Source organism: Paracoccus liaowanqingii, from assembly GCF_004683865.2.
GTDB classification, from domain to species: Bacteria; Pseudomonadota; Alphaproteobacteria; order Rhodobacterales; family Rhodobacteraceae; genus Paracoccus; species Paracoccus liaowanqingii.
Genome location: NZ_CP038439.1, coordinates 2,015,855 through 2,041,302 on the forward strand (window position 1 = coordinate 2,015,855; position 25,448 = coordinate 2,041,302).

The following is a 25,448-nucleotide window of genomic DNA, read 5'->3' on the forward strand; positions in this document are numbered from 1 at the left end:
ATGATCGCAGAGCTACACCTGTGTCACGATGAGACATGATGCCCCACACCTCGGCCCTGACTTCAGGATCCCACCACAGGCACCCTCGACATGAGACAGCCCCCTCCTCCGCGGATCGCATTGGTGCATGCGTTGGAGGAGTCGGTCGCGCCCATTCGCGACGCCTTCGCGCGCCTCTGGCCCGAGGCGCGGACGGCCGATGTGCTCGATGCCTCCCTGTCGGCGGATCTGGCAGCGGCAGGCCGCCTTGACGCCGCGATGACGGACCGGTTCCGGGCCCTGGGCCGCTATGTCGCCGCCGGCAGCGGGGTGCAGCCTGCGGATGCGGTGCTGTTCACCTGCTCGGCCTTCGGTCCCGCCATCGATGCGGTGCGGGCCGACCTGTCGGTGCCCGTCCTGCGCCCGAACGAGGCCGCCTTTGCCCAGGCCCTTGAACTGGGCCGTCGAATCGCGCTGATCGTGACCTTCCCGCCCTCGCTGCCCGCGCTCACAAAGGAACTGCACCAGATGGCATCCGCGGCAGGCGCGAGCGTGCAGGTCATGCCGGTCCTGGCGGAGGGGGCCTTGGCAGCCTTGAAGGCGGGCGACGCGGCAGCGCATGATGCCGCGGTCGTCGCGGCCTGCGGCGCGCTCGGGTCTCAGGATCTGCTGCTGTTGGGACAGTTCAGCCTAGCCCGGGCAGCACCGGCCCTGCGGGCGACACTGTCCTGCCCGGTCCTGACGACACCCGAGAGCGCCGTGAGGGACATCCGGGCGCGCCTTTCGGGCGGTCCGGATCCGACGGGCGTGCCGTGATCCGACCGGATCGGCTGCATCTTCCGCAGCACCCTCCGCTCAGGCGCTGCACCCGATCGGCTGGCGCGGGGCCCCGAGAAGCGACGGCAAGAGACACGCCCGGCCCGTGACGGGCCGGGCGTGTGGGCTTTAGGTGGCGGCCGTCAGTGGACGACGCCGCTACCACCGGCGACGGCGATGTTGTAGGGCGTGCCCTCGACCGCGATCGTGCCCAGTTCCGACAGATCCTCGGTCGAGATGCGGCGGATCAGGCCGGCATTCGGGTCGGTCACGACGATCTGGTCCCCGGCCATGGCGATACGGGGGCGGGCGTCGTTCCAGTGGCCGTCCATCGAATAGGGCGCGGTGATACGGGCCGAAGCCGCGATCTCTCCGGCCAGCCTGTCGATGCGGTGCAGGCTGCCATCCTCGGTCAGGACATAGGCATGGGCGGGCTTGACCGGGTCCAGCGCGAAATCCACCCGGCGGAAGGGCAGCGAGATGCGGGTGAAATGCGGCTCGTCCGCGGGGTCGATGACGACCAGCCCGTCGGGGCCGTGATTGCCCAGGAACATCTGGATCGCGTTCGAGCTCAGGATCGTGCCGGTGGTCACGTCCTGCGGCAGATCGGCGGGGTATCCTAGCATCTCAAACTGCGGGCCGTCCCCGCCGCCGGTGACGGTCAGCACACTCTCCTTGCAGCCCTCGACCAGATAGGCGCCCGAGAAGGCCTCGCCATGGATGCCGGTGCAGGTGGCCAGATCGCCGGTGGCATTGCCTTGGGCGTCGATTGCCTGCAGGCCAAGCCGCGGGACGGAGGCGTCGCCCGTCACCTCCTCGTCCGAGGCGACGGTGGACAGCCACACGTCGCCCATCGGCGCGACAAATCCGTGATGGGCGCGGGACTGCGGGACGGTCTGCGGCGCGATCTGGCCCCGGGCCAGCGCCGCGCCGTCGATGACCTCGGCATAGCCCCCCTGGTCGTAGTTGATGACGATCCTGCCGTCGTGATCGACCAGGTGGAAGGGGCGCGGGCCGGTCAGGACCGTGTCGATGTCCTCGGGGTCGGTGACCTCGATATCGGCATGATCGCCGTGATCCTCGAACGATATGCCGCTGTCGAAGAAATGCACCGCGTCGTCGTCCGACTGCACGGCGGCCACGACGGCCCCGCCCGCGACGGGGAACAGCTTGGTCTGGCCGGTCGGCTCGAAGCTCCAGCGGTGGTCCGGCTCGGACAGGTCGATGGCAGTGACGCGGCCTTCCGCGTGGTCGCCGACGAACAGGCGATAGAGCGTGACATCGCCGTCATGCGCATGATCGTGATCATGGTCGTGGCCGTCCTGGGCCACGGCGGCGCCGGCCAGCATCAGGGCCAGGGTGCTGGCGCCGGTGAGGGTTCTGATCGTCATGAAGGGTCCCTTGAGGTGGAAGTCGGGTCAGTCGGCGGCAAGCGCCGCGGTGATGGCACGGGCAGTGTGGCGCATCATCGACAGGTAATCGGGGGCCGGACCGTCGGGCCCGGACAGGGCGTCGGAACAGAGCGTGCCGGCCAGGTCCATCCCGGTTTCGGCCGCGATCCGGTCCACAAGCCGGATGTCCGAAATGTTCTCGGCAAGGATCGCCCCGGCCTTCCGGTCGAAGATCTTGCAGATCAGGCCCGCGACATCGGCGGCCGAGGCCTCGGAGTCAGTGCTGAGGCCCTGCGGGGACAGGAAGACGATGCCGTATTCCTCCTTGAAATAGCGGAAGGCGTTATGGGCGACGACGACGGTGCGGCGATCCTCGGGCAGGGCGCCAATGGCCGTGCGGAACTCGGCGTCCAGCGCATCTAGATCCTCGGCGTAGCGGGCGGCATTGGCGCGATAGACCTCGCACCCTTCAGCATCCGCGGCGCAGACGGCATCCGCGATGGTCGCCACATAGGCCTGTGCGCTGGGTACCGATTGACAGACATGGGGATCATGGGCGCCCGCATGCCAGATTGCCTCGTCGCCGACGTAATGGAAATGCCCGCCCGCCGGGTCCTCCAGCACATCCGCGCCGTCGGTCAGGGCGATGATGGCGGCATCGGTGCCACTGGCCGCGATCAGCCGGTCGACGAAGCCCTCCAGCTCCAGCTCAAAGGTCAGCACCCCATCGGCCCGCGCCACCACGATCGCGTCGCGCGGGCGCGGCTCGTAGAGATGCGCGTCGGCATCCGGGCCGAGCAGCACCTGCAGGTCGATGCGGTCGCCGATGATCGAGAAGGTCGCGACGACCTGCGGCGGCCCGGCCTGGACGGCGGCGGCGCTCAGCATCAGGGCTGCGAGGGAGCGGAGGATCATGGGTATCCTTTTCCTGGGGTCACGCGGCCCGGTGCCGGCGCTGCGGCAGGCGAGGCACCAACAGGCCGCGCGGGCCGACAGCACCGAGACCAGATAGGCCGTCCCGGCCGACAGCGTGATCGCCGGCCCCGAGGGCAGCGACAGGTGACAGGACGGCAGCAGACCGCCGGCCGAAGAGACCGCGCCGATCGCCACGGCCAGCGCCACCATCGGGCGCGCCGACTGCGTCCAGAAGCGGGCGGCGGCCGCGGCCAGGATCATCAGCCCGACCGACAGCAGCGTGCCAAGCGCCTGGAAGCCGGCCACGAGGTTCAGCACCACGATCGCCAGAAAGCCGAAATGCACCACCGTGCCCATCCCCGAGACCGAGCCCAGGAACAGCGGATCGAGGCACTCCGCCACCAACGCCCGCCACAGCAGGCCGAAGGCGAGGGCGGTTACCACCAGCACCAGAGCGATCAGCACGATTGCCGCATCGTCCGCCGCCCGGCCGTGCAGGTGCCGCTCCTCGGCGCCAGCAGCCCGGCCATGGTCTTCAGCAGCGTGGATTTGCCCGACCGGTTCGGCCAGACGATCGCCGTCAGCGATCTCTGCGCAAACTCTCCTGTCACGTGATGGATCGCCGCATGACTGCCATAACCCGCCATCAGATCGTCCAGCCCGACGACCGGATGGCCAAAGAGTGATAGGTGTCTTCACATGGAGAGTCCCTGTGGTTCAATGTATAATAACATTACATATTGAGAGGCTGCATGGTCCGTTCTGTTTGTGCATCGGGCCAAGAAAATGAGGTCCGGAGTCTACGGCCCGCCACAGGGGTGGTCTGAACGACACTGGGAATGATGATCCTGCATCAGTTTTGTTTAGGTCGTGCAAGTGCATTGCTCACTAGGAAGGAGGCTGCACCTGAAGGTCTTTGATAGCATCGTGACCACCCCAAGTCCCGGATCCAATATCCTGCCTGGCCCGATCTGGACGGCAAGAGCCGCAGCCTTTGACAGCCGAGATGGCCATCTCCCTGATGCGCCAACGCTTGGGCTGCCGTGGCTTCAAAGGTCAGCGATTGGTCGGCTTATGAAGATAACATGTTGCGCGATCTAGCCCGAGGGTCGTCAACGTGAGGGACAATCATGACGTGGGCGACTTCATCCGCGAACTTGCCGCATTGGATCGCGAACGGTGTCAGGCCCAGACGTCCCCATTTGCGTACGCGCGGGTCGGCTACAGTTGAGTGACGTCCTGACAAGTGCCTCTTGCAGAGAGTTCAAGTAGACCGTCTTCCGCCCCCGCGTCCGGTCTTTTCAGACCTGACTGGATTACGCGGGCGGGAAGTTTTCATGAGTGCCTGCCCACCAAAGACACCTGTCACCCGCACTGGGCCAGACACGAAAACGCCCGCCGAAGAACCTCCGGCGGGCGTCTTCCTGACAAACCTGATGGATCAATGCTCGTGGGTCGGCATCGCCTTGAGGTCGTCCTTGGTCCAAGTCGTCACCGCATGCACGGTGCCGGACTCGTCGCGCATCAAGTCCAGATCGCGCGCCGGCACCAAGACCGGCTTTGCGCCGATGCCCAGAAAGCCGCCGACGTCGATGACGACCTCGGTCCCCTCACCCGCGCCATGCGTGTGAGAGATGGTGCCGACCGTCTCGTTGCCGGGGCCGTAGACGGTCGCGCCGTCCAGCACGGCCTCGGTATATTCGCTGGCGGTCAGGCGGGTGTGGTTGGAGTGGTCCATTCGGGTTTCCTCCTCAAGGATGTTGCCGGATCGAACGCCTGAGGCGCGATGGCGTTCCGGAAATCCGCCCGACCCACGCGGCCGTGATGGCAGGGTCGGGCCGGTCGTCAGGCCGAGGGCTTGCGGCGGCGCAGGGTCAGTTCCACCCCCTCGGGGCCGTCCTCGAGCCCCGGGGTGGGGCGATAGGGATGGGCGCTTTCCAGCACGACCTCCTCGCGGTGCCCGTCCATCTCGACCACGCCCTCCAGCGGATCGCCGAGGGTGCTCTGGTCCAGATCGGCCTGTGTGCGGAAGCGGACATAGTCGCCGCCCGTCTCGACCGTTCCGGTCAGCGGCGGCATGTCCTTCAATGTCAGCGTGGCATCGGTCATGGGTCTGATCCTTGCATGGGGCAAAGGGGAACGCCCCTGCGGCAGATCAGGTCCGACAATGACGGCGATCTGCCATCTTTTGCCGATGGATCGCGGTCGCTCCGCCCTGCCAATTGCAAAGGCCGCCCGGGAACGGGCGACCCATCAGGTCAACAGCCGCAAGGCTCGCTCAAGCTTCGCTGGCCAGCAGCAGGGGCATGTGAAGGGCACCATCCCGCCGCTCGATCTGGCGGACCAGCCGCAAATACAGGGCGCGATAGCGCGTGTTGTGCTGATAGGCCGACAGGGCGGTCACGATCAGGTTCAGGTCTTCTTGCGTGGTGGTGGTCACGATCACATCATTCCGCACGGTTGGCTCCGTCTGCTCTTGGTTCTGGTTCGGACCTGTCAACGGGCAACCGCCGCAGAGGTTTCCGCGTCCGTTGCGAAAAGATGAGTTGTCCCGGCCTTGTCTGGCGCGGCAAGCGTTTTTACGCTGACGGCGCGCCTCGCATGCGCGCCGTTTCGCAGGCCGGGCCGGAACCCCAGGCCGCACTGCCCGTTGTCCCGGACACAATCAGGAGAGACCCATGTTCAAATTCCTCGGCGGCGCCGTCGGCATCATCTTCGTCATCGGCCTTCTTGTCGTGATCGGCATCCTGTCGCTGATCTTCTGATCGCACCCGGGACAGGTCTTTGGCTGTCGTCCATTCCTAGGACAGCGGTTGATCGACACGTCCTCCGGCAGGTGAAAAGGCCCCGCAGCACCGTCTGCGGGGCCTTTCTTCTTGGCGGCCGGGGCCAGCGGGTGACAGGCCGCTGAGCCGCAGTCCCTCATGGACCGAAGACACCCCACTTCCTCTTTACTCGTATGGAAGTATGGCATAAAAAGAAGGTCTGCTTTCAGGATGTCCGCCGCATGATCCCGATCCGCTCCGCCTCGACCGCCCAGCAGGTCCATGACTGGCTCTATCGCTGCGTGCTGCGCGGCGACCTGCTGCCCGGCATGCGCCTGTCCGAGACCGAGATCGCGGCTCAGGTCGGCCTGTCGCGTCAGCCCGTGCGCGAGGCCTTCATCCGCCTGGCCAGCGACGGCTTGGCCGAGATCCGCCCGCAGCGCGGCACCTATATCGGCCGCATCTCGGTCCGCGCGGTGCTGTCGGCCCGCCTGATCCGCGAGGCGGTGGAAAGCGATCTGGTGCGCATGGTCGCAGCCAGCCGCCCCGACCTGACGGCGATGGAGGCCGAATTGGAGCTGCAGGCTCGCGCCGACGCGGCAGGCGACGTGCCCGCCTTCGTGGAAAGCGACGACCGCTTCCACGGGGCCATGGCCGAGGCGGCGGGCCATCCCGCCGTCTGGCAGGATCTGGAACGCCTGAAGGCGCAGATGAACCGCATGCGCCACCTGTCGATGCGGGTCTTCGACCGCAGCGCGACCATCGCCCAGCACCGCGCGGTCCTGACCGCCCTGCAGGCGGGCGACGGCGACGCGGCCGAGACCGCCATCCGCACCCATCTGCGCCAGATGCTGACCGAGCTGCCGGAAATGGTGCGCACCCATCCCGACTATTTCACCGACTGACCGCCATCCCCCACCGAAAGGCCCCCACATGACCCGCATCCTGTCCATCGGCGAGGCCATGGTCGAACTCTCTCAGGCCGACCAGCCGTCGCTGTGGCGCATGGGCTTTGCCGGCGACACGCTGAACACCGCGTGGTACCTGCGCCGCCTGCTGGGGACCGACTGGCAGGTCGGCTACCTGACCCGCGTGGGCACTGGCGACTTCTCGCGCCGGATGCTGGACTTCCTGACCGAGGCGGGGCTGGACGCCACCCATGTCCGGGCCGAGACCGACCGCGAGATCGGCCTCTACGCCATCAGCCTGGACGGGGGCGAGCGCAGCTTCGCCTATTGGCGCGACACCTCGGCCGCCCGCCGGCTGGCCGACCAGCCTCAGGTCCTAGCCGCCGCCCTGCGCGACTGCCGCCTGGCCTATCTGTCGGGCATCACCCTGGCGATCCTGCCGCCCGCCGGGCGCCAGACCCTGATGGAGGCGCTGGACACGGCCCGGGCCGCCGGCACGACCATCGTCTTCGACACCAACCTGCGCCCGCGCCTCTGGGACGACACCGCGACCATGTGCGCGGCCACGCAAGAGGCCGCGAACCGCGCCGATCTGGTCCTGCCCAGCTTCGACGACGAGGCCGCGCATTTCGGCGATGCCGATCCCGAAGCGACGCTTGGCCGCTATCTGCAGGGCGGCGCCGGACATGTGGTGGTGAAGGACGGCGGCGGCCCGATCCATTTCGGCGGCACCCAGGGCCTGGGCGTGGTCACCGACCTGCCGCGCGAGACCCCCGTCGACACGACCGCCGCCGGCGACAGCTTCAACGCGGGCTACCTTGCCGCCACCCTCACGGGCCAGGACTGCGCCACGGCGATCCTCGCGGGCCACGCCCTCAGCGCCCGGGTCATCCGCCACCACGGCGCGCTCGTCCCGCAGGCCGTTGCGCCCCTCTGACCTTTCATCTTGGCGAAAATATCCCGGGGGGCATCGCGGCACGCGATGGGGGGCAGCGCCCCCCTGCCCCTCCTCCGTCAGACCACCGCGCCGATCTGCCAAGGCAGGAACTCGTTGTCCCCCAACCCCAGATCCTCGCTGCGCGTCGCCTCCCCCGAGGCCGTGCGCAGGATCAGATCGACGATCTCACGCCCCTTCTCCGCAATGCTCACTCCCGACAGGATGTCGCCGCAGTTCAGGTCCATGTCGTCGCGCATCGCCGCGAACAGCGCGTCGTTCGTGGCCAGCTTGATGGTCGGCGCGGGCTTCGATCCGAAGGCCGATCCGCGCCCGGTGGTGAAGACGATCAGCTGCGCCCCCCCGGCGATCTGGCCCGTGGCCGAGACGGGGTCATAGCCCGGCGTGTCCATGAAGCTCAGCCCCGGCGCGGTGATCGCCTGGCCGTAGTCCAGCACCGCGTTCAGCGGCGTGGCGCCCGCCTTGGCGACCGCGCCCAGGGATTTCTCCAGGATCGTGGTCAGCCCGCCGGCCTTGTTGCCGGGGCTGGGATTGTTGTCCAGCGACGCACCGTTCATGGCCGTATAGCCCTCCCACCAGCGCAGCCGCGCCAGCAGCTGCTCGGCCAGTTCGGGGCGGGCGGCGCGGTCCAGCAGCAGGCTTTCGGCGCCATAGATCTCGGGCGTCTCGGAGAGGACGACGGAGGTCCCCTGCGCCGCCAGCATGTCGCAGGCCACGCCAAGTGCGGGGTTGGCGGTCACGCCCGAAAACCCGTCCGAGCCGCCGCATTGCAGCCCGATCTTCAGCGCCGCCGCCGGGGCCGGCGCGCGGGTCACCGCGTTGACGGCGGGCAGCATCTCGCGGACCCGCGCCTTGATCGCCGCGATGGTGGTCCGCGTGCCGCCATTCTCCTGGATGGTCAGCCCGTGAAAGCGTGCGGCCTCGCCCAGCTCCTGCTTCATGCGGGCGATCTGCATCACCTCGCAGCCCAGCCCCACGAACAGCGCCGCCCCCACATTCGGATGCCCGGCATGGCCGGTCAGCACCCGCTGCAATGCCTGCCAGCCCGGCCCGCTGTCGGCCATCCCGCAGCCTGATCCATGGGCAAAGGCCACGACCCCGTCCACATTCGGAAAGGCCGCCAGCGCGCCCTCGATCCGCAGCTCCTCCGCCGCGCGTCGGATCACCGTGGCCGAGCAGTTGACCGTCGCCACCAGCGCGATGAAGTTGCGCGTGCCCACCTGCCCGCCCGGGCGGTGATAGCCCTGGAACGTCAGCCCCTCGCGCGGGTGACGGGCCAGCGCGGCCTCGGCCTCGGCCAGCCGGCTGCCGGGGCGATAGTCGCGGCCATGCGCGCCGAAGGCGCAGTTGTGGCTGTGGACGTGATCGCCCGCCGCGATGGGCGCGGTGGCATAGCCGATGGTCTGGCCGTATTTCACCACCGCAGCCCCTTGGGCGATCGCGCGGCGGGCGATCTTGTGACCGGCGGGGGCGATGCCCCGCGCGGTCAGGATCGCCACATTGTCGGCCGCGTTCAGGACCAGCGGGTCAGACATCGGCCGCGGCACCCCGCGCGCCCTTGTCCCGCAACGCGCTCAGCGCCGCCGTCAGGTCGCCCGCAAAGCCCGCATCCTCGCGCAGGGCCGCCGGAAAGACCGTCGCCAGGCGCAGGAAGCCCGCCACCGTCCCGGCCGGATCGTCGCGCCAGAGGGCTGCCAGATCGGCGGCCATCGGGTCCTTGACCTCGATCGCCGCACCATCGAGGCCGGTGCCCGAGGCATAGCGCATCCACGCCGCCACCGCCAAGGTCAGCCCCGGGACGGCACGGCCCGCCGCGCGCCCCTCGGCGATCGTGCCCAGGATGCGCTGCGGCAGCTTCTGGCTGCCATCCATGGCGATCTGCCAGGTCCGGTGCCGGATGGCGGGGTTGGCATAGCGCGCGGCCAGCGCATCGGCATAGGCGCCCAGATCCTCGCCCGGAGGAGGCGTCAGCGCCGGGATGATCTCGGTTTTCCAGAGCCGGTCCACGAAGCCTGCGAAGACCGGATCGGCGGCGACCTCGGCGATCGTCTCGTGCCCTGCCAGATAGCCCAGATAGGCCAGGCTGGAATGGGTGCCGTTCAGCATCCGCAGCTTCATGTGCTCGAAGGGCGTCACGTCACCCACCAGCTGCACGCCGACCGCGCCCAGATCGGGGCGGGCGCCGCCCACGAAATCGTCCTCGACCACCCATTGGCGGAAGGGCTCGTGCATGACAGGCGCCGCGTCGCGCGCCCCCGTCAGCGCCTCCAGCCGGTCCAGATCGGCGTCGGTGGTGGCGGGCACGATGCGGTCGACCATGGTGGAGGGGAACGCCCCCTCGGCCTCGATCCAGGTCGCCAGGTCGGGGTCGATCAGACGCGCCAGGTCCAGCACGACGCCGCGCACCACCTTGCCGTTCTCCGGCAGGTTGTCGCAGCAGAGGACGGTGAAGGGCGAGATTCCGGCCGCGCGCCGCGCCTGCAGCGCGCGGACCAGAAAGCCGGGCGCCGATTTCGGCAGGGGGCTGTCCAGATCATGGACGATGTCGGGATGCCCGGCATTCAGCCGCCCCGTCGACGGCTCGTGGCAATAGCCCTTCTCGGTCACCGTCAGGCTGACGATCCGCACCGAGGGCGCAGCCATCGCGTCCAGCACCGCCTGCGGATCCTCGGGCGCGACCAGCACGTCGCGCAGCACGGTGACGACCTGTGCCGTCTCGCCCTTGGGGCCCAGTTCCAGCGCGGTATAGGCCCAGCCCTGCGGACGCAGCTTGTCGCGCGTGCCCGGCGATTGCAGCGAGACGCCGGTGATGCCCCACTCGCCGCCGGACGCGGCCATCGCCTCGGCCACGAAGATCGCGCCATGCGCGCGGAAGAACGCGCCCAAGCCCAGATGGACGATGCCCGCGGGGGCGGTGGACGGGGTGTGGTGCAACCTATCGGGCAAGCCAGCCTCCATCGACGTTCAGGACGGCGCCGTTGATGTAATCGGACGCGGGCGCGGCCAAGAAGACCGCCGTCTGCGCGATGTCCTCGGGGCGGCCCCACCGGCCCGCCGGGATCCGGTCCAGGATCGCCTTCGAGCGGTCGGGATCGGCGCGCAGCGCCTCGGTGTTGTTCGTCTCGATATAGCCCGGCGCGATGGCGTTGACGGTCAGGCCCTTGGCCGCCCATTCGTTCGCCATCAGCTTGGTCAGCCCCGCCACGCCATGCTTGGACGCGGTATAGGAGGGCACGCGGATGCCCCCCTGAAACGACAGCAGGGACGCGATGTTGACGATCTTGCCCCTGCCGCGCGGCAGCGCCGCACGCGCGAAGGCCTGGCAGGTGAAGAACAGCGCCTTGAGGTTCACGTCCATCACCGCGTCCCAATCGGCCTCGGAGAAGTCGACCGCATCGTCGCGGCGGATGATGCCGGCGTTGTTGACCAGGATGTCGATCCGCTGATCGGCAAAGACGTCGCGCGCGGCCATCGGATCGGCAAAGTCGAGCATCAGCGACCGCCCCGCCTTGTCCGAGACCCGGCCCATCATCTCCAGCGTCTCGTCGCAATCGCGGCGACCGCTGGCGATGACATGGGCCCCCGCCTCTGCCATGGCCACTGCGATGGCCTGACCGATGCCGGTATTGGCCCCGGTCACCAGCGCGGTGCGGCCCTTGAGGGAGAACGCGCTCACAGCATGTCCTTGGGCTGGATGAAGTCCATGTCGGTGTAATCGACATTGTCCCCGGCCATTGCCCAGATGAAGGTGTATTCGCCGATGCCCGCGCCCGAATGGATCGACCAGGGCGGCGACAGCACGGCCTGCTCGTTTGAGACGAAGATGTGGCGGGTTTCCTGCGGCTCACCCATCAGGTGCAGCACGCGCGATTCCGGCGCCATGCCGTGATAGAGATAGGCCTCCATCCGGCGGTCATGGACATGGCTGGGGATGGTGTTCCAGACGGACCCCTCCTGCAGCGAGGTATAGCCCAGCACCAGCTGGCAGCTTTCCATGACCAGCGGGTGGATGAACTGCTTGATGACGCGTTTGTTCGAGGTCTCGGTGGCGCCCATCTCGACCTTCTTGGCCTCGTCGACCGTCACCAGCCGATGCGGCAGCGCGCGATGCGCCGGCGCCGAGGTGATGTAGAACCGCCCCTCGCCCGAGAACGTCACCGCCCCCGCACCCATGCCCAGATACAGCACGTCGCCCGGGGCCATGTCCCAAGCCTCGCCCGCAGCCTCGATGCGGCCCATGCCGCCGATGTTCACGATGCCCATCTCGCGGCGATCGAGGAAGCTGGGGGTCTTGGTCTCCTCGATCTTGTCCAGGGTCAGGCTGCCCCCGGCGGGCACGGCGCCGCCCACCACGAAGCGGTCGTAATGGGTATAGACCAGCCGGACCTCTCCCTCGGCGAACAGACCTTCGGCCAGGAAGTGCTGGCGCAGGGTGGCGGTGTCCATGGCGCGGGCGTGGTCGGGATGGATCGCGTGGCGGGTGTCGACATGGGTCATGGGGAAGTCCTTTTCAGAGAAAATCGTCGCGGCGGGGGGTGAAGCTGTCGATCAGCTCGCCCTCCTCCAGACAGAGGCAGCCATGGGTGGCGCCCGAAGGGATGACGAAGGCGTCGCCGGGTCCGACCTCGAAGGCGCGGTCGTCGATGGTGAAGCGGTAGCGGCCCGAGCGCACATAGGTCGATTGCACATGCGGATGGCTGTGCAGCGCGCCGCTGTCCCCTTCGCCAAAGGCGAAGCGGACGACCATCAGCTCGGGCGCATGGGCCAGCACGGTGCGGACGGGATCGGTCATGGGACGGGGTCCTTTCAGCGGAACATCGAGGGCAGCCACAGCGACAGCGCGGGCACGTAGGTGACCAGCATCAGCGTGGCGAAAGCCGCGCCGTAGAAGGGCCAGATGGTGCGCATCGCCTGCCAGATGCTGATGCGGCCGACCGCGCAGCCCACGAACAGCACCGCGCCGACGGGCGGCGTGCACAGGCCGATCCCCAGGTTCAGGATCAGGATGACCCCGAAATGCACCGGGTCCACCCCGAAGGCAACGGCGACCGGCAGGAAGATCGGCGTGGTGATCACGATCAGCGGCGACATGTCCATGAACGTGCCCAGGATCAGCAGGATGATGTTCATCAAGAGCAGGATCACGATGGGGTTGTCCGACACGTTCTGCAGGATCTCGACCAGTTGGGTCGGCACGCGCAGATAGGCCAGAAGCCAGCCGAAGCAGGCGGCGGTGCCGATCACCAGCAGCACCATCGCGGTCGTGCGCACGGCGCCCTTGGTGGCCTCGACGAACTCGGACCACGGCAGGCTGCGATAGACCAGCGTGGTCACCAAGAGCGCATAGACGACCGCCACGTTCGAGGATTCCGAGGCCGTGAACCAGCCCGAGCGCACGCCGCCGAAGATGATGGCGATCAGGATCAGGCCCGGCAGGGCGGCGACGGCCAGGGTGCCCAGCATGCGGAAGCCCGGGAAGGGCTCGGTCGGGTAGCCCTTCTTGCGGGCCACCCACCAGGCGGCGATCATCAGCATGAAGGCCAGCAGCAGGCCCGGGATGATCCCGGCGGTGAACAGGTCCGCGATGGACAGCCGCCCGCCGGCGGCGATCGAATAGATGATCATGTTGTGGCTGGGCGGCACCATCAGTGCGATGATCGAGCTGACCACCGTGATGTTGACCGCGTAGTCGACGTCATAGCCGCGTTCCTTCATCTGCGGCACCATCAGCCCGCCGACGGCACTCGCATCGGCCGCGGCCGATCCCGACACGCCGCCGAACATCAGGCTGGCCACGATGTTGACCTGCCCCAGGCCGCCGCGGACATGGCCGATCATGGCCCCCGCCAGCGCCACCAGCCGCCGGGCGATGTCGCCCCGCACCATCAGGTCGCCCGCGAAGATGAAGAAGGGAATGGCCATCAGCGCGAACACGGATATGCCGCTGTTCAGACGCTGGAACACCACCACCGGCGGCAGTCCCATGTAGAGGACGGTCAGGAAGCTGGCCACGCCCAGGCAGAAGGCGACCGGCGTGCCGATCAGCAGCAGCGCCACGAAGCTGCCAAACAGGATCCACAATTCCATGGCGTCAGTCCCCCTTGCGGGCGCGCGGCGCCGCCGTCGTGTTGCGGTCGTGAAGGGCCTCGGCGGCCATCAGCGGCGCGGCCGAACCGGCCCCGGCCACGTCCTCGATCTCGTCATTGTCGCCGAAGCGCAGCGTGCGCAGGCCCGCGGCCCGGCGCAGGATCCGCTCGACCGAGAACAGCATCAGAAGCAGGCCGCCACCGATCAGCGGCACGAAATCCCACAGGCGCGAGATCCCCAGGCCCGGCACCACGCCGGTCGAGGCGCGCGCGGCCAGCTGCCAGCCGAACCAGACCATGCCGAAGCCGAAGCCCGTCACGACCACGTCCGAGAAGCTGTGGAACCACGGCCGCCAGCTTTCCGGCACGACCATCAGGCCCACGTCGAAGGACAGGTGATAGCCCTCCTTGACGCCCACGGCGGCGCCCAGAAAGATGAACCAGCCCATCAGCATGACCGCCGCCGGTTCCGCCCAGAACAGGCTGGAGCCGATGACATAGCGATAGAACACCTGCGCGAAGACGAAGACGGTCATCAGGACCAGTCCCGTGCCCGCCAGCCACAGCCCCACCTGCGCCACGGCGCCGGTCAGGGTGGCAAATCTGATCAATCCCTCGCGCATCGCGCGTCCCCCCAAAGAAAAAGCCGCCCGCAAGGATTGCGGGCGGCTGTCGTCGTCACTCGGTCGCGCGGATGCGCTCGACCAGGTCCTGCGCCTCGGGAGAGGTCGCGTATTTCTCGTAGACCGGCGCCATGGCGTCGATGAAGGGCTGCTTGTCGATCTCGCGCACGATCTCGGCGCCCGCCGCGATCACGGCCTCCTCGGACGCGGCCTCGGCCTCGGCCCACAGCTGGCGCTGCGTGGTCGAGGAATTGCGCGCGGCCTCGCGCAGGACGGTCTGGTCCTCGGGCGACAGCGCGTCCCAGCTGGTCTTGGACATGGCGACAAGTTCGGGCACCATCAGATGCTCGTCCAGGGTGAAGTAGGGCGCCACCTCGGCATGGCCCGAGCTGTCATAGCTGGGATAGTTGTTTTCCGCGCCGTCGATCACGCCGGTCTGGATGCCGGAATAGACCTCGCCATAGGGCATGGGCGTCGCGACCGCGCCAAGCGCGTCCATCATGTCCACGAAGACGTCGTTCTGGATGACGCGGATCTTGAGGCCCGCCAGATCCTCGATCGAGTTGATCGGGCGCTGCGAGTTGTAGAAGCTGCGCGCGCCGCCGTCGTAATAGGCCAGCACGACCAGGTCGCGTTCCTCGAACTGCGCGCCGATCTCCTCGCCGATCGGGCCGTCCATGACCGCATGCATGTGGTCCACGTTGCGGAACAGGTAGGGCAGCGAGAAGGTCTGCGTGACCGGCACGATGTCGTTGAACGTGCCGAAGGACGCGCGGACCAGGTCGATCACGCCGAACTGGGTCTGCTCGATCGTGTCGCGCTCCTCGCCCAGCTGCGAGGACGGGAAGACCTCGATGCAGATGCGGCCGTCGGTGCGCTCCAGCACCTCCTCGGCCATGGCCTTGACGCCCTCGACGGTCGGATAGCCGTCGGGATGGGTGTCCGAGGACCGCAGCGTGATCTCGCAGGCGGCGGCGAAGCTGGCCGAGGCCAGCAGGCCCGCAAGGGATGTCATCAGAAGTTTCATGGTATCCTCCCAGATATGAACGGTCAAAGTCGGTAGGCCCGTTTGGCCAGGCCATAGGTCAGCTCGTGCGCCACCTCGGGGGCCTCGTCTTCCGCAAGACGCCCCGTGGCGACCAGAGTGGCCAGGTAGCTGCAATCGACCCGGCGGGCGACGTCATGGCGCGCGGGGATCGAGCAGAACGCGCGGGTGTCATCATTGAACCCGACGGTATTGTAAAAGCCAGCCGTTTCCGTGGTCATCTCGCGGAAGCGGCGCATGCCCTCGGCGCTGTCGTGGAACCACCATGCCGGCCCGAGCCGCAGGCAGGGCCAGACGCCGGCCAGGGGCGCCAGTTCGCGGGCATAGGCGGTCTCGTCCAGCGTGAACAGGACCACGGTCAGGTCGGGACGCATCCCCACCGCATTGAGCAGCGGGCGCAGGGCGGCCACGTAATCGGTGCGGCCCGGGATGTCGAAGCCCTTGTCGCGCCCGAACATGCCCATGACCTGATCGGAATGGTTGCGTCGCGATCCGGGGTGGATCTGCAGGACCAGCCCGTCCTCGAGGCTCATCCGCGCCATCTCGGTCAGCATCTGGCCGCGGAAGGCGTCGGCCTCGTCGGCCGAGCAGTCGCCGCGCAGAGCCTTGGCGAACAGCGCCGCCGCCTCGGCCTGCGGCAGATCCTCGGTCCGGGCATTGGGGTGGCCGTGATCGCTGGAGGTCGCGCCATGTTCGATGAAGAAGGCCCGCCGCGCCCGGTGGGCATCCAGATAGCCCGCCCAGGTGCCCGTGTCGAAGCCGGTCTGCTGGCCCATCAGGGCGATGTTGTCGGCAAAGCCCGCCATCTCGGGATCGACCACGCCATCGGGGCGATAGGCGGTCAGCACCCTGCCCTGCCAGCCGCTGTCCTTGATCATCCTGTGCCAGCGCAGATCGTCGGTGGCGGCCTCGGTCGTGGCGATCGCCTCGATGTTGAATCGCTCGAACAGGGCGCGCGGGCGGAACTCGGGGGTGGCCAGGCTTTCGGCGATGCGGTCGTAATACCAGTCCGAGGTCTCGGCCGACAGGCGGCGGTCGATGCCGAACAGATGCTGGAAGGAATGGTCCAGCCACAGCCGCGAGGGCGTGCCGCGCAGCAGGTGATAGTTCTCGGCGAACAGCCGCCAGATCTTGCGCCCGTCCGTCTCGGTCGCACCGCCATCGACCCGGGGCACGCCCAGTTCGGCCAGCGGCACGCCTTGCGAGCAGAGCATCCGGAAGACGTAGTGATCGGGCGTCACGAACAGCTGCGCGGGATCCGGAAACGCCTCGTTCTCGGCGAACCAGCGCGGATCGGTGTGACCATGCGGGCTGAGGATCGGCAGATCGCGGACCTGATCGTAAAGCGCGCGGGCCAGATCGCGGCTGCGCCCCTCGACGGGAAAAAGACGGTCTTCTGCCACAAGTGCCACGCGACGCTCTCCTCCGACTCGCTTGCCATAAGGCTTGTCGTCTAATATGCTAGTTTACGAGACACGTCAATCGGAGCCGACCCCATGCCTCAGCCCGATGTCGCAGCCCTGCCGGCGATGGAGGACCTGCGCCCCCGCAGCGTGACGGACCACATCTTCCACGATCTGTATGCGCGGGTGGTGAACCTGTCCCTGCCCCCGGGCGCGAAGCTGTCCGAGGCCGAGGTCGCCTCGCAGATGGGCGTGTCGCGCCAGCCGGTGCGCGACGCCTTCTACCGGCTGTCGCAGCTGGGCTTCATCCAGATCCGCCCGCAGCGCGCGACCACGGTGACGCCGATCTCGACCGAGGCGGTCATGCAGGCCTATTTCGTGCGCAGCGCGCTGGAGGAGGCCACGATGCGCGTCGCCGCCCTGCGGCTGGACCCCGCCGATTGGGACGGGCTGGAGGGGCTGATCGACGCGCAGGAGGCCGCCAGCCGTGCCGACGACCGTGCGGGCTTTCACGCGCTGGACGACCAGTTCCACCACGACATCTGCGCGGGTGCGGGCAAGGAATTCGTCTGGAACCTGGTCCGCGACACCAAGGGGCACATGGACCGCGCGCGGTTCCTGTCGCTGTCCTACGGCGCCTCGACCGCCTGGATCGAGCATCGCCAGATCCTGACCGCCCTGCGCGCCCGCGACCCCGAGGCCGCCGCCGCCGCGGTGCGCCTGCATCTGAGCCATATCGAGCATATCCTGGACCGCCTGCGCAGCGACCAGCCCGGCATCCTCGGCTGACGGACTATCCGGCGCGGCCGGTGACCAGCACGGCGCGGAAGTCGTTCACGTTGGTCAGGGTGGGGCCGGTGCGGATCAGGCTGCCGGTCGCCTGAAACAGCGTCCAGCTGTCATGGGCATCAAGGCTGGCCTGCGGGTCCAGACCACATTCCGCCGCGCGGGCCCTCAGGTCGGGGCCGATCACCGCGCCCGCCGCATCCTCGGTGCCGTCGATGCCGTCGGTATCGGCCGCCAGCGCGAAGGTGCCGGGCAGGCCGCGCAGGGTCAGGGCCAGAGACAGCAGGAATTCGGTGTTGCGCCCGCCGCGTCCCGGCGCGGCCTGGCCGATGGTCACCGTCGTCTCGCCGCCCGACAGCAGCACGGCGGGCGGGGCTGTGGGGGTGGCGTGGCGGGCCGTGGCGCGGGCCATTCCGGCCATCGCGATGCCCAGCTGCGCGGCCTCGCCCTCCAGCGCGTCACCCAGCAGCAGGGGCGTGACGCCCGCCGCCCGCGCGACCTCGGCCGCCGCCAGCAGCGACATCTGCGGCGTGGCGATCAGGCGATAGTCCGATTGCATGTCCGGCAGCGGCGGCGGGGGCGGCGCCAGCAGCAGGGCGCGCACCGCCTCCGGCAGGTCCTCCCCCAGACGCGCCACCAGCGGCGCCAGATCGTCGCCCGCCGTGGGATCGGCCACCGTCGGCCCCGAGGCGATGGCTGCCGGATCGTCGCCGGGCACGTCCGAGATCGCCAGCGTCACCAGCCGCGCCGGCGCCACCGCCCGTGCCAGCCCGCCGCCCTTGACCAACGACAGGCGGCGGCGGATGCGGTTCATGTCCTCGATCGTCAGGCCGGACCGCAGCAGCAGCCGGTTCACCGCGATCTTGTCGGCCAGCGTCAGCGGCGGACGCGCCGCCGCCATCAGCGCCGACCCCCCGCCCGAGATCAGCGCCAGCACCAGATCGTCCGGTCCCGCCGCCTGCGCCGCCGCCAGGATCTCGTGGGCCGCCGCTTCCGAGGCCGCGTCGGGCACCGGGTGGGACGCCTCGCGCACGGTGATGCGCCGCGTGGGAACGGCATGGCCATGCCGGGTGACGACCACGCCCGACAGATCGACATCGGGCCAGGCCGCCTCGACCGCGGCGGCCATGGCGGCGGCGGACTTGCCCGCGCCCAGCACGATGCAGCGCCCGCGCGGGGCCTCGGGCAGATGCGCCGCCAGCACCCGCGCGGGATCGGCCGCCGCCACCGCCGCGTCGAACATGGCGCGCAGCAGCGCCTTTGCCCGGTCTGCGGTCCAGTCGTCCTGCTGCGTCATCGCGGTCCCCCTGCCCTCTTTCGGGCAACATAACCGGCGGGATCGGGCTTTGCCACCGCCCCCCGGACCGAAGGTCTCAAGGCGCGGCTTGTCCTGATCTCCGGGGCCTCGACGCCTCAAAGGCAACTCGGCCCCGGCCGAAGGCCCCCGCGCCGGGGGGCCGCAAAGATCGTTACCAGCTGCGGCGCAGCGTCGCCGTGACCTGGCGGCCGGGATTGTAGAAATCCGCCCCGAAGCCGCCATTCGCCACATATTTGCGGTCGAAGAGGTTGCTGACATTCAGCGTCAGCGCGGTGTCGTCGCGCAGCTGCCAGCCATAGGCCGCATCGACCACCACCGTGCCGCCCGTGCCCACCGTGTTGGCATCGTCGTAGAAGTGCTGGCCCGTATAGCGCCCGCCCAGAGAGAAGGTCATGTCCCCCCGCGCGCCCTGCCCGACCAGCGTATAGGTCGCCCAGAGCGAGGCCGACTGTTCCGGCACCAGCAGGGGGCGGTTGCCCAGATTGCCCGAGGTGCCATTCTTGACGATCTCCTGGTCGATCCAGGAATAGGCGGCGGTCAGGCTGATCGCCGGGGTCAACTCGGCCTTGGCCTCCAGATCCAGGCCCCGGGCGCTGACCTCTCCGATGGTGGCGGGCAGCAGGGTGACCGGGTCGGTGCGGGTCAGGTTCGTGCGCGTCAGGTCGTAGACGGCAGCGCTGAACAGCGCGGTCGTGCCAAGCGGCTGGTACTTGACGCCCAGCTCGACCTGCCGCCCCTCCTCGGGATCGGTGCCGATGCCTGCGGGGACGACCGATTGCGCATAGCTGGCATAGGTCGAGACCTCGGGCGTGACCTTCCAGGTCAGGCCCAGCCTGCCGGTCGTCTCGCTGATCTCGCCCCGGGCGGTGGTCCCTGTCAGGTTGTCCGTCTCGGTGATGTCCAGCCAGTCGTGGCGCAGCCCGGCGGTGACGATGAACCGGTCGGCGAAGGTCAGCTCCTGTTCGGCAAAGATCGCGCGACCGCGCTGGTCGTTGGTCGTGCTGGCGATCAGCGGCACGTCCTCCGGCGCGCCGGCATAGATCGGATCGGTCCAGTCGATGCCCGGGGCCGGGCCGAAGAAGGTGTCGTTGTCGCGGTCGCGGTCGGCGAATTCCACCCCGGCGACGGTGCGGCTGCCGGTGCCGCCGAAGCTGGTGTCGTATTGCAGCTGCGCCGTGCCGATCAGCGCGGTCAGCGCGGCATCGTTGCCGAAGAAGGACCGCGTGGCGACGGTGCTGCCATCGGTGGGCGTGGCGGCGATATAGGCATAGCCGTAATCGCTGGCCGTGTCGGAATAGCGCAGCCGGGCGCTGGCGCTGAGGCCGGTGCCGAAGTCATGGTCCAGGAGCGCCGTCACGCTGGTCCGCTCGGTGCCCCGGAAGTTGTAGCCCGGCTCTCCGAAGAAGCGGTCACGGTCGAAATCGGTGCCGATCGGATGGCCGCCGCTGCCCGGCACGCCCTCCAGGTCCAGATGATCGACCACCACGCTGAGGCTGGTCGCCTCCGACGGGCGCCAGGTCAGCCCGCCCATCAGGAAGCCCGCATCGTCGCGCGAGTTGTCGTATTCGGCATCCGCGTCGCGCAGCTTGCCGGTCAGCCGCCAGGACAGCGTCGCATCGGGGGTGAAATTGTCGCCCAGATCGAAGCCGATCTCGCCCCGGTCGTCCGAACCGACCGTGCCATAGACCTCTCCGAAGCGCGCGCGGCGGGGCAGCTTGGTCACGTAGTTCACCGAGCCGCCCGGGTCGGACACGCCGGTCGCGGTCGAGATGGCGCCGCGCACGACCTCGACCCGCTCGAAGGCATAGGTCTCCTCGCGGATGCCGCCGAAGGGACGGCCCAGGCTGAGGCCGTCGCGGGCGGCATAGGCATCGAAGCCGCGGATCTTGAAGTAGTCGAAGCGGTCGTCGGCGCCATAGAAATCCGCGACGACGCCGGCGGAATACTGCAGCACCTCCTCGACCCCCTGCGCGCCGCGCTGCGCGATCTCGCGCGAGGTGATGACGGACACCGAGGCGGGCGTGTCCAGCAGGGGCGCGGCCAGCCGCCCGCCCGCACTGCTGGTCGCGGCCACGATCGAGCCCGCGTCGTCGTCGCCCTCGACCGCCTCCAGCAGGATCGGATCGAGGACGGTGACATTGGCGGGCATGTCCTGTGCCAGCCCCGCCCCGGCGGTGACCGCCAGAACCGAGGCGCAGCCGGCCAGAGCGGCGATCAGGGACAGGGGACGGGCATGAGGGGGAAAGCGCATGGGAAAGGGTTCCGGACTGAAGAGGGGGGCGGGTCTGGCGACGGCGCGGCCCTTTGCGGGCGTCGACCGATGGCTGGTCCGGGCTGCTAAACCTTTTTGCGGCGCTTGTCTTGTATAATCCTATCGTTTTTGTCAGAAACAGCGCAAATCGTCGCCGGACCCGGCGGACGGCGGCCGTCCCGGGCTTTTCGGGCGCCCGCCCGGTCCCCCGGCCCCCGGACCGCCCCGTGAAAGACCCTGCCCATGTCCCGCCTCCTTCCCCTGTCCGCCGCCTGTCTTCTGGCCGCAGCCCCCGCCCTGGCCCAGGATCCGGGCTTTCCCTTGACCGTCCCGCATGCCTTCGGGACCACCACCATCCCGGCGCCGCCGCAGCGCGTGGCGACGGTGGCTTGGGCCAATCACGAGGTGCCGCTGGCCTTAGGCATCGTGCCGGTGGGCATGGCCCGCGCCAATTTCGGCGACGATGACGGCGACGGGGTGCTTCCTTGGGTCTCGGCCCGACTGGCGGAACTGGGCGCGCCGGTGCCGCCGCTCTTCGACGAGGGCGACGGGATCGATTTCGAGGCGGTCGCCGCCAGCGCCCCCGACGTGATCCTGGCGGCCTATTCCGGGCTCAGCGCCGACGACTATGCGACGCTTGGCATGATCGCCCCGGTCGTGGCCTATCCCGACGCGCCCTGGGCCACCGACTGGCGCCAGACGATCCGCATGGACAGCGCCGGGCTGGGCATGGCGCCCGAGGGCGACGCCCTGATCGCCCGGATCGAGGCCGAGATCGCCCGGACCCTGGAAGGCCATCCCGAGCTGGCGGGCAAGCGGGCGATGTTCGTGACGCATCTGGACACCACGAACCTCAGCGTCATCAATTTCTATACCGGCAACGACGCGCGGGTGAAGTTCTTCGGCGATCTGGGGCTGGAACTGCCCCAAAGCGTCGCCGAGGCCACGCTGCCCGGGCAATATGCGGGCGCGATCAGCGCCGAGCGGATCGACCTGTTCGACGACGTGGACATCATCGTCACCTATGGCGGCGACGACCTGCTGGCGGCGCTGCGCGCCGATCCGCTGCTGTCGCGGATGCCGGCGGTGGCCAACGACGCGGTGGTGATGCTGCAGAACGATCCCCTGGGCACGGCGGCGACGCCCACGCCGCTGTCGATCTCCTATGTGCTGCCCGACTATGTGGGCCTGCTGTCCGACGCGGCGCGCAAGGCCCGATGAGGGGCGGCCCATCCTTTGGCGCCGGCCTGATGCGGGCGGGCCGCCGCCCGCTGTGGCTGGGGCTGGCGCTGCTGGTACTGGGCGCGCTGGTGCTGGCCTCGGTCGCGGTGGGCACCCGGGCGGTCGGCTGGCCCGACATCGCGCTGGCCCTGCGCGGACAGGTGGACAGCATCGCCACCGCCGCCGTCGCGGCCCGGCTGCCGCGCACCGCGCTGGCCGCGCTGGCGGGTGCCGCCCTGGGCCTGTCGGGGGCGATCATGCAGGGCGTGACGCGCAACCCGCTGGCCGATCCGGGCATCCTGGGGGTGAACATGGGCGCCTCGCTGGCCGTGGTGATCGGCATCGCCTGGTTCGGCATCACCGCGCTGGACCAGTATGTCTGGACCGCGATCCTGGGCGCGGGGGCGGCGGCGGTCTTCGTCTATGGCATCGGCTCGCTCGGCCGGGGCGGCGCCACGCCGCTGAAGCTGGCGCTGGCGGGGGCCGCGACCTCGGTCGCCTTCTCGTCGCTGGTGGCGGCGGTGGTGCTGCCCCGGGCCGATCTGGCGGGCGGCATCCGGTCCTGGCAGATCGGCGGCGTCGGCGGCGCGACCTTCGAGGGCATCGGCCATGTGGCGCCCTTCCTGGCCCTGGGCTTCATGCTGGCGATGATCTCGGCGCGCAAGCTGAACGCGCTGGCCCTGGGCGACGAGCTGGCGGCGGGCTTCGGGGAACGGGTGGCCCGCGCCCGGGCCTGGGCCGCGGCGGGCGCGATCCTGCTGGCCGGGGCGACCACCGCCATCTGCGGACCGATCGGCTTCGTGGGGCTGGTCGTGCCGCATGCCTGCCGGCTGCTGACCGGCACCGACCACCGCTGGCTGCTGCCCTTCGCGGCGCTGGCGGGGGCCTGCCTGCTGCTGGCCGCCGACATCCTGGGCCGCCTGATCGCCCGCCCGGCCGAGCTGGACGTGGGCATCGTCACCGCGCTTCTGGGCGGGCCGGTCTTCATCTGGATCGTCCGCCGCCAGAGGATCCGCGAGCTGTGAGCCCCGACACCCCAGCCCCGCCGATGACCGCCCCCCGCATCGCCGCCCTGCGCCGCGCGCGCATGCGCGGATGGCGCCGCACCACCCTGGGGATGGCGGCGGCGGTCGTGGCACTGGTCGCGCTGACCCTGATGCTGGGCCAGAATTTCACGCCGCCGGGCGAGGTCTGGCACGTGCTGACGGGCCAGGATGCCCCCGGCGCGGCCTTCGTGGTGGGCCAGCTGCGCCTGCCCCGCGCCGCCCTGGCGCTGCTGGCGGGCGCCAGCTTCGGGCTGGCGGGCGCGGCCTTCCAGACCCTGCTGCGCAACCCGCTGGCCAGCCCCGACATCATCGGCATCTCGTCGGGCGCCAGCGCGGCGGCGGTGCTGGGCATCGTGGTCCTGGGGCTGGAGGGCGCGGCCCTGTCGCTGCTGGCGGTGGCGGCGGGGATCGGCGTGGCGGTGCTGATCACCGGCCTGTCCTTCCGGGGCGGCATCGCGGGGACGCGGCTGATCCTGGTGGGCATCGGCATCTCGGCCATGCTGGACAGCGTGATCGCCTATGTGCTGGCCCGCGCGCCCGCGTGGGACCTGCTTGAGGCGATGCGCTGGCTGACCGGCAGCGTCAACGGCGCCCGGCTGGACCAGGCGCTGCCGCTGGCCTTGGCGCTGATCGTCTGCGGCGGGCTGATCCTGTCGCGCGCCCGCGATCTGGAGGCGCTGCGCCTGGGCGAGGACACCGCCGCCGCCCTTGGCGTCCGCGTGGGCCGCGCCCGTGCGACGGTCATCCTGGCCGCCGTCGCGCTGATCGCGGTGGCGACGGCCGTGACCGGACCCATCGCCTTCGTGGCCTTCCTGTCGGGGCCGATCGCGGCGCGGATGACCGGGCCGCGCGGCTCGGCCCTGCTGCCGGCGGCGCTGGTGGGGGCGCTGCTGGTGCTGGCGGGCGATTATGCGGGGCAGTTCCTGCTGCCCGCGCGCTATCCGGTGGGGGTTGTCACCGGCGCGCTCGGTGCCCCCTACCTCATCCTTCTCATCATCCGCGCCAACCGGATCGGAGCGACCTGATGCCCCCTCCCGCCCACAGCCCTGCCCGCCATGCCCTGATCGCCCGGTCCCTGACGGCGGGCTATGGCCCCGCGCAGATCCTGACCGGGCTGGATCTGGACCTGCCGCCGGGCCGGATCACCGCCATCGTCGGCGCCAATGCCTGCGGCAAGTCGACGCTGCTGCGCAGCCTGACGCGGCTGCTGCCGCCCCGCGCGGGCCAGGTGCTGCTGGACGGTCGGTCAATCCATGCCATGCCGCCCCGGCAGCTGGCGCAAATCCTGGGCATGCTCCCGCAATCGCCCGTCGCGCCCGAGGGGATCACCGTGGCCGATCTGGTCAGCCGGGGCCGCCATCCCCATCACGGCCTGCTCTCGCGCTGGAGCGGCGCCGACGACCGCGCCGTGGCCGAGGCGCTGACCGTCACCGGCACCGCCGATCTGGCAGAACGCCCGGTGGACGAGCTGTCGGGCGGCCAGCGCCAGCGCGTCTGGATCGCCATGGCCCTGGCCCAGCAGACCGACCTGCTACTGCTGGACGAGCCCACGACCTTCCTCGACATCAGCCACCAGATCGAGGTGCTGGACCTGCTGACGGACCTGAACCGCGACCGGGGCACGACCGTGGTGATGGTGCTGCACGACCTCAATCTGGCGGCGCGCTATGCTGATCACCTGATCGCCATGTCCGCGGGCCGCATCCATGCCGCGGGCCCCGCGTCCGAGGTGCTGACACGAGAGATGGTGCGTCAGGTCTTCGGTCTGGACAGCCGCATCATCGCCGATCCGGTCTCGGGGCGGCCGCTGATGCTGCCCCTGGGCCGCCATCGCAGTGCGATGCCCGAGGGGTGTCCGGATGCCCGCGCCCCGGGCTGCGGGGTATAATCTTTCTCAGTTTCCGATCCGCTGACTGAACCGTGATGGCCAAAACGCGTTG

General features: G+C 69.4%; 26 protein-coding genes. 9 read left to right on the forward strand and 17 right to left on the reverse strand.

The annotated features are described in order from the left end of the window. Window positions 1-90: 90 nt before the first annotated feature. Window positions 91-795 carry an aspartate/glutamate racemase family protein gene (locus E4191_RS09760; RefSeq protein ID WP_135313249.1) on the forward strand — a complete coding sequence of 235 codons (705 nt, stop codon included), beginning with the start codon at window positions 91-93 and terminating at the stop codon, window positions 793-795. Window positions 796-938: 143 nt separating this feature from the next. Here E4191_RS09760 and E4191_RS09765 read toward each other — a convergent pair whose 3' ends face one another. From E4191_RS09765 to E4191_RS09795, 6 genes are all read right to left on the reverse strand, one after another. Then, the gene (locus E4191_RS09765; protein ID WP_135313250.1) at window positions 939-2,186 is read right to left on the reverse strand and encodes a metallochaperone AztD; all 1,248 of its coding nucleotides are present in this window, start codon (window positions 2,184-2,186) and stop codon (window positions 939-941) included. Window positions 2,187-2,213: 27 nt separating this feature from the next. Continuing rightward, window positions 2,214-3,566, reverse strand: coding sequence for a metal ABC transporter solute-binding protein, Zn/Mn family (locus E4191_RS09770; RefSeq protein ID WP_181955335.1), 1,353 nt, complete (start codon window positions 3,564-3,566; stop codon window positions 2,214-2,216). After that, window positions 3,560-3,748, reverse strand: coding sequence for an ATP-binding cassette domain-containing protein (locus E4191_RS24030; protein ID WP_135314420.1), 189 nt, complete (start codon window positions 3,746-3,748; stop codon window positions 3,560-3,562). Before E4191_RS24030 ends, E4191_RS09770 begins: the two co-directional genes overlap by 7 nt. Before the next feature lie 794 nt (window positions 3,749-4,542). Further along, window positions 4,543-4,839 carry a PRC-barrel domain-containing protein gene (locus E4191_RS09785; protein ID WP_135313251.1) on the reverse strand — a complete coding sequence of 99 codons (297 nt, stop codon included), beginning with the start codon at window positions 4,837-4,839 and terminating at the stop codon, window positions 4,543-4,545. A 107-nt stretch (window positions 4,840-4,946) separates the two neighbouring features. Then, entirely contained in the window at window positions 4,947-5,210 is a 264-nt protein-coding gene (locus tag E4191_RS09790; protein ID WP_135313252.1) for a hypothetical protein, read from the reverse strand. 169 nt (window positions 5,211-5,379) lie between these two features. Further along, complete coding sequence (locus tag E4191_RS09795) at window positions 5,380-5,559, reverse strand: hypothetical protein (protein WP_135313253.1); 180 nt, start codon at window positions 5,557-5,559, stop codon at window positions 5,380-5,382. A 220-nt stretch (window positions 5,560-5,779) separates the two neighbouring features. On the opposite strand from E4191_RS09795, the gene E4191_RS24975 reads away from it, so the two are divergent. The 3 genes from E4191_RS24975 to E4191_RS09810 all read left to right on the forward strand — a co-directional run bounded on the left by E4191_RS24975 (window position 5,780) and on the right by E4191_RS09810 (window position 7,711). Next, window positions 5,780-5,866 carry a small membrane protein YohP gene (locus E4191_RS24975; protein ID WP_135314421.1) on the forward strand — a complete coding sequence of 29 codons (87 nt, stop codon included), beginning with the start codon at window positions 5,780-5,782 and terminating at the stop codon, window positions 5,864-5,866. Window positions 5,867-6,108: 242 nt separating this feature from the next. Next, window positions 6,109-6,771: a GntR family transcriptional regulator gene (locus E4191_RS09805; RefSeq protein ID WP_135313254.1), complete on the forward strand. Its 663-nt coding sequence runs from the start codon at window positions 6,109-6,111 to the stop codon at window positions 6,769-6,771. Between the two features lie 28 nt (window positions 6,772-6,799). Continuing rightward, window positions 6,800-7,711 (forward strand): sugar kinase, encoded by a 912-nt coding sequence (locus E4191_RS09810; RefSeq protein ID WP_135313255.1) that lies wholly within the window; start codon window positions 6,800-6,802, stop codon window positions 7,709-7,711. A gap of 77 nt (window positions 7,712-7,788) precedes the next feature. Here E4191_RS09810 and E4191_RS09815 read toward each other — a convergent pair whose 3' ends face one another. The 9 genes from E4191_RS09815 to uxaC are packed head-to-tail and all read right to left on the reverse strand — an operon-like array spanning window position 7,789 to window position 16,895. After that, window positions 7,789-9,264 carry a UxaA family hydrolase gene (locus tag E4191_RS09815; protein ID WP_135313256.1) on the reverse strand — a complete coding sequence of 492 codons (1,476 nt, stop codon included), beginning with the start codon at window positions 9,262-9,264 and terminating at the stop codon, window positions 7,789-7,791. Then, a complete protein-coding gene (locus tag E4191_RS09820; protein WP_456320284.1) occupies window positions 9,257-10,663 on the reverse strand; it encodes a mannitol dehydrogenase family protein in 1,407 nt (468 codons plus the stop codon). Before E4191_RS09820 ends, E4191_RS09815 begins: the two co-directional genes overlap by 8 nt. Window position 10,664: 1 nt before the next feature. Next, entirely contained in the window at window positions 10,665-11,405 is a 741-nt protein-coding gene (kduD, locus tag E4191_RS09825) for a 2-dehydro-3-deoxy-D-gluconate 5-dehydrogenase KduD (protein WP_135313258.1), read from the reverse strand. Then, window positions 11,402-12,226: a 5-dehydro-4-deoxy-D-glucuronate isomerase gene (gene kduI / locus E4191_RS09830; RefSeq protein WP_135313259.1), complete on the reverse strand. Its 825-nt coding sequence runs from the start codon at window positions 12,224-12,226 to the stop codon at window positions 11,402-11,404. Before kduI ends, kduD begins: the two co-directional genes overlap by 4 nt. A gap of 13 nt (window positions 12,227-12,239) precedes the next feature. Beyond that, on the reverse strand, window positions 12,240-12,521 hold the full coding sequence (locus tag E4191_RS09835; RefSeq protein ID WP_135313260.1) for a cupin domain-containing protein: 282 nt from the start codon (window positions 12,519-12,521) through the stop codon (window positions 12,240-12,242). Between the two features lie 14 nt (window positions 12,522-12,535). Then, window positions 12,536-13,816, reverse strand: coding sequence for a TRAP transporter large permease (locus E4191_RS09840; protein WP_135313261.1), 1,281 nt, complete (start codon window positions 13,814-13,816; stop codon window positions 12,536-12,538). Between the two features lie 4 nt (window positions 13,817-13,820). Then, the gene (locus E4191_RS09845) at window positions 13,821-14,438 is read right to left on the reverse strand and encodes a TRAP transporter small permease (RefSeq protein ID WP_135313262.1); all 618 of its coding nucleotides are present in this window, start codon (window positions 14,436-14,438) and stop codon (window positions 13,821-13,823) included. A gap of 55 nt (window positions 14,439-14,493) precedes the next feature. After that, window positions 14,494-15,465 (reverse strand): TRAP transporter substrate-binding protein, encoded by a 972-nt coding sequence (locus E4191_RS09850; RefSeq protein ID WP_135313263.1) that lies wholly within the window; start codon window positions 15,463-15,465, stop codon window positions 14,494-14,496. Window positions 15,466-15,488: 23 nt separating this feature from the next. Next, complete coding sequence (gene uxaC / locus E4191_RS09855; protein ID WP_135313264.1) at window positions 15,489-16,895, reverse strand: glucuronate isomerase; 1,407 nt, start codon at window positions 16,893-16,895, stop codon at window positions 15,489-15,491. 84 nt (window positions 16,896-16,979) lie between these two features. Between uxaC and E4191_RS09860 the strand changes: the two genes are divergently transcribed. Beyond that, on the forward strand, window positions 16,980-17,675 hold the full coding sequence (locus E4191_RS09860; protein WP_135313265.1) for a GntR family transcriptional regulator: 696 nt from the start codon (window positions 16,980-16,982) through the stop codon (window positions 17,673-17,675). A gap of 4 nt (window positions 17,676-17,679) precedes the next feature. On the opposite strand, the gene E4191_RS09865 is transcribed toward E4191_RS09860, so the two are convergent. Together E4191_RS09865 and E4191_RS09870 are read right to left on the reverse strand one after the other, a co-directional pair. Continuing rightward, a complete protein-coding gene (locus tag E4191_RS09865) occupies window positions 17,680-18,969 on the reverse strand; it encodes a glycerate kinase type-2 family protein (RefSeq protein WP_135313266.1) in 1,290 nt (429 codons plus the stop codon). Window positions 18,970-19,141: 172 nt separating this feature from the next. Next, a complete protein-coding gene (locus E4191_RS09870; protein ID WP_135313267.1) occupies window positions 19,142-21,241 on the reverse strand; it encodes a TonB-dependent siderophore receptor in 2,100 nt (699 codons plus the stop codon). Between the two features lie 243 nt (window positions 21,242-21,484). Here E4191_RS09870 and E4191_RS09875 point away from each other — a divergent pair, with 243 nt between their 5' ends. Genes E4191_RS09875 through E4191_RS09890 form a run of 4 tightly spaced genes read left to right on the forward strand, consistent with a single transcriptional unit; the run spans window position 21,485 to window position 25,396 of the window. Then, window positions 21,485-22,462 carry an ABC transporter substrate-binding protein gene (locus E4191_RS09875; protein WP_135313268.1) on the forward strand — a complete coding sequence of 326 codons (978 nt, stop codon included), beginning with the start codon at window positions 21,485-21,487 and terminating at the stop codon, window positions 22,460-22,462. Then, entirely contained in the window at window positions 22,459-23,487 is a 1,029-nt protein-coding gene (locus E4191_RS09880) for a FecCD family ABC transporter permease (protein ID WP_135313269.1), read from the forward strand. The genes E4191_RS09875 and E4191_RS09880 overlap by 4 nt, the downstream gene beginning before the upstream one ends. Window positions 23,488-23,510: 23 nt before the next feature. Continuing rightward, a complete protein-coding gene (locus E4191_RS09885; RefSeq protein ID WP_135314422.1) occupies window positions 23,511-24,533 on the forward strand; it encodes a FecCD family ABC transporter permease in 1,023 nt (340 codons plus the stop codon). Next, window positions 24,533-25,396 carry an ABC transporter ATP-binding protein gene (locus E4191_RS09890; RefSeq protein ID WP_135313270.1) on the forward strand — a complete coding sequence of 288 codons (864 nt, stop codon included), beginning with the start codon at window positions 24,533-24,535 and terminating at the stop codon, window positions 25,394-25,396. Before E4191_RS09885 ends, E4191_RS09890 begins: the two co-directional genes overlap by 1 nt. The last annotated feature ends 52 nt before the right edge of the window (window positions 25,397-25,448 follow it).